We start from the raw sequence: 12,653 nt of genomic DNA on the forward strand, positions 1-12,653 counted from the left end.
ACAACAGACGATCACTCGTTCGAGTCATTGATTTGGCTCGGGCGGACCTGGCAATCTACCGAATGATCGTTCGGTTCGTTCAGGATGAGGTGACGACATGGCGGTGCACGCGGATCTCCACGACGAAGGCGAGCGGCTGAGCCGCGACGAGCTGGCCGCCCTCCAGTTGCGACGGCTGCGTGCGACGCTGCTCCACGCCTACGAGCGCGTGCCGTTCTACCGCCAGGCCTTCGACAAGGCGGGCGTGCATCCCCACGACTGCCGCTCCCTCGCCGACCTCGCCCTGTTCCCCTTCACCGCCAAGACCGACCTCCGTGACAACTACCCGTTCGGCATGTTCGCCGTACCGCGTTCCGAGGTCCGCCGCATCCACGCCTCCAGCGGCACCACGGGGCGCCCCACCGTGGTCGGGTACACCGAAGGGGACCTCTCCACCTGGGCGGACGTGGTGGCCCGGTCCATACGGGCGGCGGGCGGCCGGCCCGGCCAGGTCGTGCACATCGCCTACGGCTACGGGTTGTTCACCGGCGGCCTCGGCGCGCACTACGGTGCCGAGCGCCTCGGCTGCACCGTCGTGCCCGCCTCGGGCGGGATGACGGACCGGCAGGTCCGGCTCATCGAGGACTTCAAACCGGAGGTGATCATGGTGACGCCCTCCTACATGCTGACCCTGCTGGACGAGATGGAGCGCCAGGGCATCGATCCCCGCGCCACCTCCCTGCGGACCGGCATCTTCGGCGCGGAACCGTGGACGGAGGAGATGCGCCGGGAGATCGAGGAACGGCTCGGCATCGACGCGGTGGACATATACGGGCTGTCCGAGGTCATGGGCCCGGGCGTGGCCCAGGAGTTCGCGTCCACCAAGGACGGGCTCCACATATGGGAGGACCACTTCTACCCCGAGGTGGTCGACCCGCTGACGGGCGACGTGCTGCCGGACGGGGAGCCGGGCGAGCTGGTGTTCACCTCCCTCACCAAGGAGGCCATGCCGGTGATCCGCTACCGCACCCGGGATCTGACCCGGCTGCTGCCCGGTACGGCCCGGCCCGCCTTCCGCCGGATGGAGAAGATCACGGGCCGCAGCGACGACATGATCATCCTGCGCGGGGTCAACCTGTATCCGACCCAGGTCGAGGAGATCCTGCTGCGGACGGCCGGACTCGCTCCGCACTTCCAGCTGCGGCTGACCCGGGAGGGCCGGCTGGACGCGCTGACGGTGCGGGTGGAGGCCCGCCGTGAGACGGACTCCGACCGGAGGACCGCCGCGGCCGCCGAGGTCGTGCGGGCCGTCAAGGAGGGCGTCGGGGTCTCCGTCCGGGTGGAGGTCGTCGACCCGGAGACCCTGGAGCGTTCGGTGGGGAAGATCAAGCGACTGGTGGACCTGCGGCGTTCCGCGGCGGAGTGACACGCGCCCGCGGCCGGGGGAAACCACCCTTTCGGGCCCACTTCGGGGTCCCTTCCGGGAGGGGGGTCGTCCGCGCGGGTAGGGCATGAGGCGTGACCTCGATCATCCGGCAGCTCTACGACCGGCTCCAGGGCTCCCCTGCCGGTCTGGCCTGGAGCCGAGGCCGGGAGATGGAGCTCATGCACCGGGCGATGGGCTTCGCGGCCCTCGGCTTCCTCACCCTGGTGCCGCTGCTGATCGTCGTGGCCGCCGCCGCACCCGGCAGCGGTTCCGGGTTCGGCCGTTGGCTCGGCCAGGCGCTCGGGGTGACGCGGGCCTCCCGCAACCGGGTCGAGCTGCTGTTCGGCGCGGCGGACCTGGCGCTGGAGCGGACCACCGCCTTCGGTCTCGCGGCGCTGGCCGTCTTCGGCCTGACCTTCGGCTCCGCCGTGCAGACCGGCTACGAGAAGGTCTGGGACCTGCCGACCGCGCGCTGGCACACCATGTGGCGGCACGTCGTCTGGCTGGCCCTGCTGGTCTGCTACCTCGGCCTGCTGGTGGGGATCCCGGCGCCGTCGCACAGTGTGTACGGCACGGTCGTGGGCACCCTGAGCGACCTGGTCGGCACCTGCCTGTTCTTCGTCGCCTCGCAGCGGCTGCTGCTCTGCGGGCGGGTCCGCTGGCGGGCGCTGGTACCGGGCGCGCTGGCGACGAGCCTCGGGCTGCTGGGTCTGCGGGTCTTCTCGCAGTTGGTGTTCTCCCCGCTGATCGCGTCGAACGCCGTGACGTACGGCCCCTTCGGCACCCTGCTGGTCGTGCAGTCCTGGCTGGTCGGGGTGGGCTTCGTGGTCTACGGCGGGGCGCTCGTCGGCCGTCTCGTCCACGAGCACCTCACGCTGACGCGCCTGCGGCGCGAGGGACCCCTCTCCTCCGGGGGACCTCCTCATGATCCGGAAACAGGCTGACCGCACCGCTCCACTGATGGCAGGATCGGTCCGCACCGCCGTCAACATGCTTGATTCACAGGGGGATTGATGACAACGCAGCATGCCGCGGGTGAAGCGGCCGGCCGGGTCTGGCTGATCACCGGGGCCTCGTCCGGCTTCGGCCGGACCCTCACCGAGGCCGCGCTCGCGGCCGGTGACACCGTGGTCGCGGCGGCCCGCCGCACCCAGTCGCTCGAAGCTCTGGCGGCCGAGCACCCGGAGCGGCTCGTGCCGCTCGCCGTGGACGTCTCGGACGTCGCGCGCGCGGAGGCGGCCGTGGCGGAGGTCGTGGACCGCTTCGGCCGGATCGACGTCCTGGTCAACAACGCCGGCCGGGGCCTGATCGGGGCCGTGGAGGAGACCTCGGACGCCGAACTCCGGGACCTGATGGACCTGCACTTCTTCGGCCCGGCGGCGCTCACCCGCGCCGTGCTGCCCCACATGCGGGCCCGCAAGTCCGGTGCCGTCGTCCAGATGAGCAGCATGGGCGGACGGCTGTCGTTCCCCGGGGTCGGGGCGTACTCGGCGACGAAGTTCGCCCTGGAGGGGCTGACCGAGGCGCTCGCCGGAGAGGTCGCGGCCTTCGGCATCAAGGCCCTGATCGTGGAGCCGGGGGCGTTCCGTACGGGCTTCGCGGGCGGGGCCGCGCTGCAGCAGACCGCCACCGAGCTGGCGGCCTACGCGGACACGGTGGGCGGCGTGCGCAGGGGCCTGCCGGACAGCGACGGCAAGCAGCCCGGCGACCCCGTCAAGGCGGCCGCGGCGATCCTGGCCGCGCTGGACGCCGAGCAGACGCCGCTGCGGCTGGCGCTGGGCAACGACGCGCTGGACGCGATCCTGTCCCACGCGGATGCCGCTCGCGCGGAGGCCCTGGCCTGGGAACCCACCAGCCGCGGGACGGACTTCGACTCCTGACCCCGACACCCCCTCGTACCGGACAGCCCCCGTGACACCGGCCCGAGCCCGCATCCCGCGCCCGGGCGCCGGTCCGAGGCCGGGGGCGGTGCCGGGTCCCGGGTCCGGGGTCCGGGGTCCCGGGCCCGGGGTCCGGGGTCCCGGGTCCGGGGTCCGGCCGGAGCACCGGTCCGGGAACCGAGCCCTGGCAGGCCGCGGTACGCGTACGCGTCAGGCCGAGCCGGGCGCCGGGCGTTCGGCGAGGCGGTCGCGGAGCTCGCGCTTGAGGATCTTGCCGCTGGCGTTGCGCGGGAGGGCGTCCACGAACAGGACCCGCTTCGGGGCCTTGAAGTGGGCCAGCTTCTCCCGCGCGTACGCCATCAGCTCCGCCTCGGTCACCTCCCCGCGCGGTACCACCACGGCCGTCACCGCCTCGATCCACCGCTCGTCCGGCAGCCCGACCACCGCCGCCTCGGCCACCCCGCGGTGTGTGTAGAGCACGTCTTCGACCTGCCGGGAGGCCACCAGCACTCCGCCCGAGTTGATGACGTCCTTGACCCGGTCCACGACCGTGAAGTAGCCCTCGGCGTCCCGCACCGCGAGGTCGCCCGAGCGGAACCAGCCGTCCCGGAAGGCCTTCTCCGTCGCCTCCGGGTCGTTCCAGTAACCGCGGCACAGCTGCGGCGAGCGGTAGACCACCTCGCCCGCCGTACCGGCCGGCACGTCCTTGCCGTCCTCGTCGACGACCTTCGCCTCCACGTGCCGTACCGTCCGCCCGCAGGAGTCCATCCGCCCCTCGTGCTCGTCCGGCCCCAGCACCGTGGCCAGCGGGCCGATCTCGCTCTGGCCGAAGCAGTTGTAGAAGCCGAGCCCGGGCAGCCGCTCGCGCAGCCGCTCCAGGACCGGCACCGGCATGATCGACGCCCCGTAGTACGCCTTGCTCAGCGCTCCGAGCTCGCGCCGCCCGAAGTCGGGGTGGTTCGCCAGGCCGATCCACACGGTCGGCGGGGCGAAGAGGCTGTCCGCCTCCCCCGCTTCCACGAGGTCGAAGACCTGCTCGGCGACCGGCGCGTCCAGGATGGTGTTGCTCGCCCCCACCGCGAGGTACGGCAGCAGGAAGACGTGCATCTGCGCCGAGTGGTACAGCGGCAGCGAGTGCACCGGCCGGTCCTCCTCGGCCAGGTCCAGCGCCTCGATCGCGCTCTCGTACTCGTGCGCGAGCGCCCGGTGCGTCATCATCGCGCCCTTGGGCAGGGCCGTGGTCCCGGAGGTGTACAGCAGCTGCGCCAGCCCGTCCGGTTCGCTCCGGCCGTCAAAGGGCAGCGGCTCGGCCAGTTCCGCCAGGAAGGATCCGTCGGCGTCGCGCAGCGGCCGTACCCGGTACCCGTCGGGGATCCGCCCGGCGAGGTCCGGATCGGCCAGGACCAGGGCGGCGGCGCTGTTGTCCAGGATGTACGCCAGGTCCTCGCCGGTGAGGTTCTGGTTGACGGGGACGTGCGTGAGCCCGGCGCGGGCGCAGGCGAGGAAGGCGAGGAGGTAGGCGTCGGAGTTGTGGGCGAAGGTCGCGACCCGGTCGCCCTCGGAGAGCCCGTACCGCTCCCGCAGGAGGGCGGCGCCCGTGGTGGCGGCGGCGTCGAGTTCCGTATAGGTCCAGGTCCGCTCGCGGTAGCGGACGGCGACCCGGTCGGGCACCCGGCGCGCGCTGTGGCGCACGAGTCCGTCGACCGTCCGGTCCCGCACGGCCCGCTCCGCGCCGTCGGCGCCGTCAGCGCCCTCCGCCCGCTCCGCCTGCCCTGACCGCTCTGCCCGCACTGCCTGCTCTGGCGTCATGGCGCGATCCTCATGCCCCGTACGCCCAAGGTCAATAACCGGGATACCGAACGGGATGTTGACAGATCATCGGACCGACTGCATGAGTGTGGGGGCACTGACGCACCGCCCGTCGCAACGGCAATCACGCACATCCGCAGGCTACTTGGGAGGCATGTTGCACCTCAGCACACGTCCGATACTCCGGCGCGTCGCCCTTGCGGGTGCCGCGCTGCTCGCCGCCGCTGCCGCGGCGCCACCGGCCTCGGCGGCGACCGGGGAGCGGATGCCGTCCGGCGGCGGCCTGTCCGCCGTCATCCGGTACACCGAGAACGGCATCCCGCACATCCTCGCCCAGGACTACGCGCACCTCGGTTTCGGCACCGGCTGGGCGCAGGCCGCCGACCAGGTGTGCGTGCTGGCCGACGGGTTCGTGACCCTCGCCGGGGAGCGCTCGCGCTGGTTCGGCCCGGACGCCGCGCCCGACGGATCCCTCTCCTCCGCCACCCGGAACCTCTCCAGTGACCTGTACTTCAAGGGCGTCCGGGAATCCGGCACGGTGGAGAAGCTCCTCGCGACGCCCGCTCCGGCCGGTCCCGGCAAGGACCTCAAGGAGCTGATGCGCGGCTGGGCCGCCGGGTACAACGCCTGGCTCGCCCAGAACAAGATCACCGACCCGGCCTGCAAGGGCGCCGGCTGGGTCCGTCCGGTCACCGCCACGGACGTGGCGGCCCGCGGCTTCGCCGTCTCGGTCCTCGGGGGCCAGGGGCGCGGGATCGACGCCGTCACGGCCGCGCAGCCCCCGGCCGCGCCCGCGCCCGGCGCCCGTACCGCTGCCCCGCAGCAGACGGATCCGGTGGCAGCGGCGGAGGCCGCGCGGGAGTTCTTCGACACCTCCCGGTACGACATGGGCTCCAACGCGGTGGCCTTCAACGGCTCCACCACCGCGAACGGCCGCGGTCTGCTGCTCGGGAACCCGCACTACCCGTGGCAGGGCGGCCGCCGCTTCTGGCAGTCGCAGCAGACCATCCCGGGCGAGCTGAACGTCTCGGGCGGCTCCCTCCTGGGCACCCCCGTGGTCAACATCGGCTTCAACGAGAAGGTGGCCTGGAGCCACACGGTGGCCACCGGCACCCCCGTCAACCTCCACCAGCTCGCCCTCGACCCGTCCGATCCGACGGCCTACCTGGTCGACGGCAAGCCGGAGGCGATGACCCGGCGCACCGTCACCGTCCCGGTGGCGGGCGGCGATCCGGTCACCCGCACCCAGTGGTGGACCCGTTACGGCCCGGTGATCACGGGTCTGGGCCCGGGCCTGCCACTGCCCTGGACCGCGCAGACGGCGTACGCGCTGAACGACCCGAACGCGGTGAACCTGCGGGGCTCCGACACCGCCCTGGCCATGGGCAAGGCCCGTTCGGTGGCCGGGATCCAGGAGGCCCTGGCCACCACCCAGGGGCTGCCCTGGGTGAACACGGTCGCCGCGGACTCCGCGGGCGGCACCCTCTTCACGCAGTCCCAGGTGCTCCCCCGGATCACGGACGAGCTGGCCGCACGCTGCTCCACCCCGCTGGGCCGGGCCACGTACCCCGCCTCGGGGCTGGCCGTGCTGGACGGTTCGCGCACCGACTGCGCGCTCGGCACGGATCCCGACGCGGTGCAGCCGGGCGTGTTCGGCCCGGCGAAGGCACCGACGTTGCGGGACGCCCCGTACGCCGAGAACTCCAATGACAGTGCCTGGCTGGCCAATGCCGATCGGCCGCTGACCGGCTACGAGCGGATCTGGGGCAATGTCTCCACCCCGCGGTCGATGCGTACGCGCGGCGCGGTCGAGGACGTGTCGGCGATGGCCGCCAAGGGCGGGCTGAAGCCGGCCGACCTGGAGCGGCAGCAGTTCGCGAACCGGGTGCCGGCCGGTGACCTGGCGGCGGCCGACGCGGCGAAGGCGTGCGCCGCGCTCCCCGGGGGTTCGGCGACGGCGGGCGACGGCACGGCTGTGGACGTCTCGGCGGCTTGCGGGGTACTGGCCGCGTGGGACCGTACGGCGGACTCCTCCAGCCGGGGCGCCCTGCTCTTCGACCGGTTCTGGCGCAGGCTGACGGCGTCGACCGCGCCCAAGGACCTGTGGCTGGTGCCGTTCTCGCCGGCCGATCCCGTGCGCACGCCCCGCACGCTCAACCAGGCGGCGCCGGGCATCGGGCGGGCGCTCGCGGACACGGTGGTGGAGCTGAAGGCGGCCGGGATCGCGCTGGACGCGCCGTTGGGCGAGCACCAGTTCGTGGTCCGCGACGGCCGGCGGCTCCCGGTGGGCGGCGGCACGGAGGCCCTCGGCGTCTGGAACAAGATCGAGGCGCCCTGGAACGCGGCGGCCGGCGGCTATCCCGAGGTCGTTCACGGCTCCAGCCACATCCAGGCGGTCGGCTGGGACGGCGGCCGCTGCCCGGTGGCCCGCACCCTGCTGACGTACAGCCAGTCCTCGAACCCGGACTCGCCGTACCACGCCGACCAGACCCGGTTGTTCTCGGCGGAGCGCTGGGTGACCTCGCGGTTCTGCGAGCGGGACATCCTCACCTCGCCGAAGCTCAAGGTGGTGTGGCCGCGCGAGCGGCGCTGACGCCCGCCGGTCCCTCTTCCCGGTCGTGCCGTCTACGGGCTCACGGCCAGGAAGAGGTACGCGGCCAGCACCACGAGGTGGACTCCGCCCTGGAGCAGGGTGGCGCGGCCCGGGGCGATGGTGAGGGCGCTGACCACGACGGTGAGGGCGAGCAGCACCATGTGGGTCGGGCCGAGGCCCAGCAGCAGCGGGCCCGAGAGCCAGATCGAGGCCAGCGCGATGGCGGGGATGGTCAGTCCGATGCTCGCGATGGAGGATCCGTAGGCCAGGTTGAGGCTGGTCTGGACGCGGTCGCGGCGCGCGGCCCGGACGGCGGCCAGGGTCTCGGGCAGCAGCACGAGCAAGGCGATGATCACACCGACGACGGCGTTCGGCAGGCCGGCCTCCGCGACGCCCTTCTCGATGGTCGGGGAGACGGACTTGGCGTCGCCGACCACCGCGACGAGCGCGACGAGCAGCAGGCCGACGCTGATCAGGGCGGCGCGGGGGGTGGGCCGCTCCGCCTCGTGGTCACCGTCACCGTCCCCGTCCGCGCCCCCGTCCGCGCCCGCCGAGCCGGTGGGCCTCGCGGACTCCACGGGCAGGAAGTAGGACCGGTGGCGGACCGTCTGGACGGCGATGAACAGGCCGTACAGGGCGAGCGAGGCGACGGCCGCGAAGGTCAGCTGGGCGGTGGAGAACTCCGGTCCGGGCTTGCTGGTCGTGAAGGTCGGCAGCACCAGGCTGAGCGTGGCGAGGGTCGCGACGGTGGCGAGGGCGGCGCCGGAGCCCTCGGGGTTGAAGACGGCGACCCGGTTGCGCAGGGCGCCCACGAACAGGGACAGGCCGACGATGCCGTTGCAGGTGATCATGACGGCGGCGAAGACCGTGTCCCTGGCGAGCGAGGCGGTCTTGTCGCCGCCGTCGATCATCAGGGTGACGATCAGCGCCACTTCGATGACGGTGACGGCGACGGCGAGCACGAGGGATCCGAAGGGTTCGCCGACCCGGTGGGCCACGACCTCGGCGTGGTGGACGGCCGCCAGCACCGCGCCCGCGAGGCAGAGCGCGACCAGGGCCACCCCGAGCGAGGGCAGCTCGCGTCCCCAGCTGAAGACGAGGGCGACGAGCGCCACCACGGGGACCAGGACGGTCCAGTCGGTCAGGGGCGATTTGCGGGTTGCCGTACTCATATACGCCAACTTGCCAGAACCATCCCCCCGCTGCGGTGCAAGGAGCCCCTCCAGGGCCCCGACGTGTCCCTTCTCACGGTTCCGCCGGGCGTGGCGGAGCGGCCCGGCCCCTGGTCCGCCGCAGACTGGGCCATGACCTCCGAGGAGCCCGATCCCGCGTACACCGGACACACCGGATCCGCCGGATACACCGAGGACGATCTGGACGACCTCCACCGCATCGTGGTCTGGGCGATGCTGCGCCACGTCTCACGGCCGCCTGGCGGTACCGACGGGTGGCCGGTGCGGGGCGTGCTGACCCCGCCGGGGCGCCCGGACATCACCCGGGTCGTCCTGTGGGACGGCGCGGACACGGCGGGCTCGGTGGCGTACGACCTGCCGCTGGTGCACCCGGCCGGCGGCAACATCCCGTGGAGCGTTCTCGTCGCGGTGCTGCGGAGCCTGGCCGTCGGGCCCGGCCCCACTGACGGGCCGGGCCGCGCACGGGACGGCCTGGGCATCCCCGTGGTCGACGCCCGCGACGCGACGCTCCGCTTCTGCGAGGAGCCCTCGTACGACCTCGGCGACGCGCTCCACTCCGCGGTGTCGATGTTCCGGTCGTTCGACGGGGGCCGGAAGGAGGGGCCGCGGCTCGGCGGATTCCTCCACATCGACGCGGACACGGTGCGCCTGTACGCGGACCCCGAGGACGGGGGCGCGCGGGTCGGCCTGGACGTTTCGCTCCGCGACCGCGACGGCCGGGTCAAGGGCGGCCACACCGGGCTGATGGCCGCGCTGGACTCCCTCGTGCGGGACGAGCTGGGGTGGACGCGTACCGAGGCGCCGGATCCGTACTGCGCCTCGGTGCACGACTTCACCCACTGGTGACGCGGGGTCGTGTCACATGGCCCGGTCGTGGCCCTCCCAGTACGGGTCGCGCAGCCGCCGCTTGTACAGCTTGCCGTTGGGGTCGCGGGGCATCGTCGCGATGAAGTCGACGGTCTTGGGACGCTTGTAGCCGGCGAGCTGCCGCTCGCAGTGCCGCAGGATCTCCGCGGCCAGCGCGTCGCTCGCCTCGAAGCCCTCGGCCGGTTCGATGACGGCCTTGACCTCCTCGCCCCAGTCCGCGTGCGGGATCCCGAAGGCCGCGGCGTCCGCGACGGCCGGGTGGGAGAGCAGGGCGGACTCGATCTCGGCCGGGTAGATGTTGACCCCGCCGGAGATGATCATGTCGATCTTGCGGTCGCGGAGGAAGAGGTAGCCCTCCTCGTCCATCAGCCCGAGGTCGCCGACGGTGAAGAAGTCGCCGATGCGGTTCTTCTTCGTCTTCCCCTCGTCCTTGTGGTAGCTGAAGCCGCCGGTCTTCATCTGCATGTAGACGGTGCCCAGTTCGCCGGGGGGCAGCCGGTTGCCGTCGTCGTCGAAGACGGCGAGTTCGCTGATGGGCCAGGCCTTGCCGACGGTTCCGGGCTTCTTCAGCCAGTCCTCGGCGGTGGCGAAGGCGCCGCCGCCCTCGCTCGCGGCGTAGTACTCCTCGACGCAGGTGCCCCACCAGTCGATCATGGCCCGCTTGACGTGGTCGGGACAGGGCGCGGCGCCGTGGATGGCGTGCCGCATCGAGGAGACGTCGTACGCGTCCTTCGTGGCCTGCGGGAGCGCGAGGAGGCGGTGGAACTGGGTCGGGACCATGTGGGTGTGCGTGCAGGCCCGCCGGTCGATCAGGCGCAGCATCTCCTCGGGGGTCCACTTGTCCATCAGGACCAGAGGGTGCCCGATGTGCAGGGCCGCGCCCGCGAACTGGAGCACCGCCGTGTGGTAGAGCGGCGAGCAGACCAGGTGGACGTTGTCGTCGAAGGGGCGGATGCCGAAGATGCCGAGGAAGCCGCCGAGGTACGTCTCCTCGGGGAGCTTGCCGGGCAGCGGGCGGCGGATCCCGCGGGGGCGGCCGGTGGTGCCGGAGGTGTAGTTCATGACCCAGCCGAGGGTGCGGTCGGCCGGGGGCGTGGCGGGCTGCCCCTCCAGGAGTTCCGCGTACGGGCGGAAGCCCGGGACGGCTCCGACGGCGTAGCGGTGGCTCGTGGGCAGGCCGGCCTCGTCGGCCGCGGCGGTGGCGGCGTCGGCGAAGCGCTCGTGGGCGACGAGGACCTTGGCGCCGGAGTCGGAGACGATCCAGGCGATCTCGGGGCCGACGAGGTGGTGGTTGACGGGGACGAGGTAGAAACCCGCCTGGGCGGCGGCGAGGTAGGCGGTGAGGAACTCGACGCCGTTGGGCAGGACGACCGCGAAGACGTCGCCGTGCTCCATCCCCGCGGCGCGCAGGCCGTGGACGAGTCGGTTGACGTCGGCGTGCAGCCGGGCGGCGGTCCACTCCTCGCCCTCGGGGGTGACGAGTACGATCCGCCCGGGGTCTGCTGCGGCCTGGGCCCAAAAACCGTTGGGGGGCTGGTCGGTCACGCTGATCACGCCTCTCGGACTCGGCCTGCGATGCGGTTGATGCGGTCGATGGCTCGCTCGAAGCCACTGGTGAGGTCGTCGAAGACGGCCTGGACGCTGCGTTCTTCGTTCATCCGGCCGACGATCTGGCCGACGGGGGTGCCGAGCAGCGGCCGCACCTCGTACTTCTGGATCCGCGAGACGGCTTCGGCGACGAGCAGCCCCTGGAGGGGCATGGGAAGGGCTCCCGGGCCCTGCGGGTCGTCCCAGGCGTCGGTCCACTCGGTGCGCAGCTGGCGGGCGGGCTTGCCGGTGAGCGCACGGGAGCGGACGGTGTCGCCGGAGCCGGCGGCGAGCAGCTTCTCGGTGAGGGCGCGGGAGTGCAGTTCGGCCTCGGTGGTGGTGAGCCAGAGGGAGCCGAGCCACGCCCCTTGGGCGCCGAGGACGAGTCCGGCGGCGATCTGCTCGCCGCTCCCGATGCCGCCGGCGGCGAGGACCGGGAGCGGGGCGACGGCTTCGACGATCTCGGGGACCAGGACCATGGTGGCGATGTCACCGGTGTGGCCGCCGGCCTCGTAGCCCTGGGCGACGACGATGTCGATGCCGGCTTCGGCGTGGCGGCGGGCGTGCTTGGCGCTGCCGGCCAGGGCGGCGACGAGGACCCCGTGGTCGTGGGCGCGGGCGATGACGTCGGCGGGCGGGGAACCGAGGGCGTTCGCCAGGAGTTTGATGGGGTAGTCGAAGGCGACGTCGAGCTGGTTGCGGGCGACCTGTTCCATCCATCCGGTGATCCGCCAGCCGGAGGCCTCGCCTTCGGCGAGCTCGGGCACGTGGTGCTTGGCGAGGGTGTCGCGGACGAAGGCGCGGTGGGCGGCCGGGATCATCGCCTCGATGTCGGCTTCACCGATGCCGTCGACGGCCTTCTTCGCGGGCATGACGACGTCGAGTCCGTAGGGCTTGCCGTCGGTGTGCTCCTGCATCCAGTCGAGGTCCCGCTTGAGGTCGTCGGGAGCGGTGTAGCGGACCGCTCCGAGCACGCCGAAACCGCCCGCGCGGGTGATGGCAGCGGCGACCGCCGGGAAGGGCGTGAAGCCGAAGATGGCGTGCTCGACTCCCAGTTTCTTGCTCAGCTCCGTCTCCATGGGCGGCAGGATGCCGCAGCCCGGTCATCGAGGGAAGAGATTTTCTGATGCAGTGTCAGATTCTTTACGGGCCCGTCGATGCGGAGGTCGCGCACGGGGCGGGCACATACCCACTAACGTGCGGTGCGCTCGGCCGCGTCGGCGTCCGGGGCAGGGGCCACGACCGGCCTCCCCGCCCCACGGGGCGGGAGCCGAACCCCTCGCCTTCGCGGACGGCTGCGGGGCCGAGCCGGCCTCGCC

Annotated in this window: 9 protein-coding genes; 5 read left to right on the top strand and 4 right to left on the bottom strand. The window is 72.6% G+C overall.

The annotated features are described in order from the left end of the window. Positions 1–97 precede the first annotated feature (97 nt). The 3 genes from paaK to ACFYZL_RS10150 all read left to right on the top strand — a co-directional run bounded on the left by paaK (position 98) and on the right by ACFYZL_RS10150 (position 3,285). A complete protein-coding gene (gene paaK, locus ACFYZL_RS10140) occupies positions 98–1,405 on the top strand; it encodes a phenylacetate--CoA ligase PaaK (RefSeq protein WP_388677798.1) in 1,308 nt (435 codons plus the stop codon). A 92-nt stretch (positions 1,406–1,497) separates the two neighbouring features. After that, positions 1,498–2,349: a YhjD/YihY/BrkB family envelope integrity protein gene (locus tag ACFYZL_RS10145; protein ID WP_384744058.1), complete on the top strand. Its 852-nt coding sequence runs from the start codon at positions 1,498–1,500 to the stop codon at positions 2,347–2,349. 69 nt (positions 2,350–2,418) lie between these two features. Continuing rightward, positions 2,419–3,285 (top strand): oxidoreductase, encoded by an 867-nt coding sequence (locus tag ACFYZL_RS10150; RefSeq protein WP_384744057.1) that lies wholly within the window; start codon positions 2,419–2,421, stop codon positions 3,283–3,285. Positions 3,286–3,495: 210 nt separating this feature from the next. On the opposite strand, the gene ACFYZL_RS10155 is transcribed toward ACFYZL_RS10150, so the two are convergent. Next, a complete protein-coding gene (locus ACFYZL_RS10155) occupies positions 3,496–5,094 on the bottom strand; it encodes a fatty acyl-CoA synthetase (protein ID WP_388677802.1) in 1,599 nt (532 codons plus the stop codon). 154 nt (positions 5,095–5,248) lie between these two features. Here ACFYZL_RS10155 and ACFYZL_RS10160 point away from each other — a divergent pair, with 154 nt between their 5' ends. After that, the gene (locus ACFYZL_RS10160; protein WP_384744054.1) at positions 5,249–7,687 is read left to right on the top strand and encodes a penicillin acylase family protein; all 2,439 of its coding nucleotides are present in this window, start codon (positions 5,249–5,251) and stop codon (positions 7,685–7,687) included. Positions 7,688–7,719: 32 nt separating this feature from the next. Here ACFYZL_RS10160 and ACFYZL_RS10165 read toward each other — a convergent pair whose 3' ends face one another. Continuing rightward, on the bottom strand, positions 7,720–8,859 hold the full coding sequence (locus ACFYZL_RS10165) for a calcium:proton antiporter (protein WP_388677805.1): 1,140 nt from the start codon (positions 8,857–8,859) through the stop codon (positions 7,720–7,722). Positions 8,860–8,922: 63 nt separating this feature from the next. Here ACFYZL_RS10165 and ACFYZL_RS10170 point away from each other — a divergent pair, with 63 nt between their 5' ends. Continuing rightward, positions 8,923–9,726, top strand: coding sequence for a hypothetical protein (locus ACFYZL_RS10170; protein ID WP_388677808.1), 804 nt, complete (start codon positions 8,923–8,925; stop codon positions 9,724–9,726). A gap of 12 nt (positions 9,727–9,738) precedes the next feature. Here ACFYZL_RS10170 and ACFYZL_RS10175 read toward each other — a convergent pair whose 3' ends face one another. Both ACFYZL_RS10175 and ACFYZL_RS10180 read right to left on the bottom strand, forming a co-directional pair. Next, the gene (locus tag ACFYZL_RS10175; protein WP_388677811.1) at positions 9,739–11,292 is read right to left on the bottom strand and encodes an acyl-CoA synthetase; all 1,554 of its coding nucleotides are present in this window, start codon (positions 11,290–11,292) and stop codon (positions 9,739–9,741) included. A 5-nt stretch (positions 11,293–11,297) separates the two neighbouring features. Next, positions 11,298–12,413: an NAD(P)H-dependent flavin oxidoreductase gene (locus tag ACFYZL_RS10180; RefSeq protein WP_388677814.1), complete on the bottom strand. Its 1,116-nt coding sequence runs from the start codon at positions 12,411–12,413 to the stop codon at positions 11,298–11,300. Between the last annotated feature and the right edge of the window lie 240 nt (positions 12,414–12,653).

This window comes from Streptomyces sp. NPDC001717, from assembly GCF_042892775.1.
GTDB lineage: Bacteria > Actinomycetota > Actinomycetes > Streptomycetales > Streptomycetaceae > Streptomyces.

Excerpts from the sequence above, each read along its gene's own strand:
- paaK (WP_388677798.1), top strand. The coding sequence starts at position 98 with ATGGCGGTGCACGCGGATCTCCACGACGAAGGCGAGCGGCTGAGCCGC.
- ACFYZL_RS10150 (WP_384744057.1), top strand. The coding sequence starts at position 2,419 with ATGACAACGCAGCATGCCGCGGGTGAAGCGGCCGGCCGGGTCTGGCTG.
- ACFYZL_RS10155 (WP_388677802.1), bottom strand. The coding sequence starts at position 5,094 with ATGACGCCAGAGCAGGCAGTGCGGGCAGAGCGGTCAGGGCAGGCGGAG.
- ACFYZL_RS10160 (WP_384744054.1), top strand. The coding sequence starts at position 5,249 with ATGTTGCACCTCAGCACACGTCCGATACTCCGGCGCGTCGCCCTTGCG.
- ACFYZL_RS10165 (WP_388677805.1), bottom strand. The coding sequence starts at position 8,859 with ATGAGTACGGCAACCCGCAAATCGCCCCTGACCGACTGGACCGTCCTG.
- ACFYZL_RS10180 (WP_388677814.1), bottom strand. The coding sequence starts at position 12,413 with ATGGAGACGGAGCTGAGCAAGAAACTGGGAGTCGAGCACGCCATCTTC.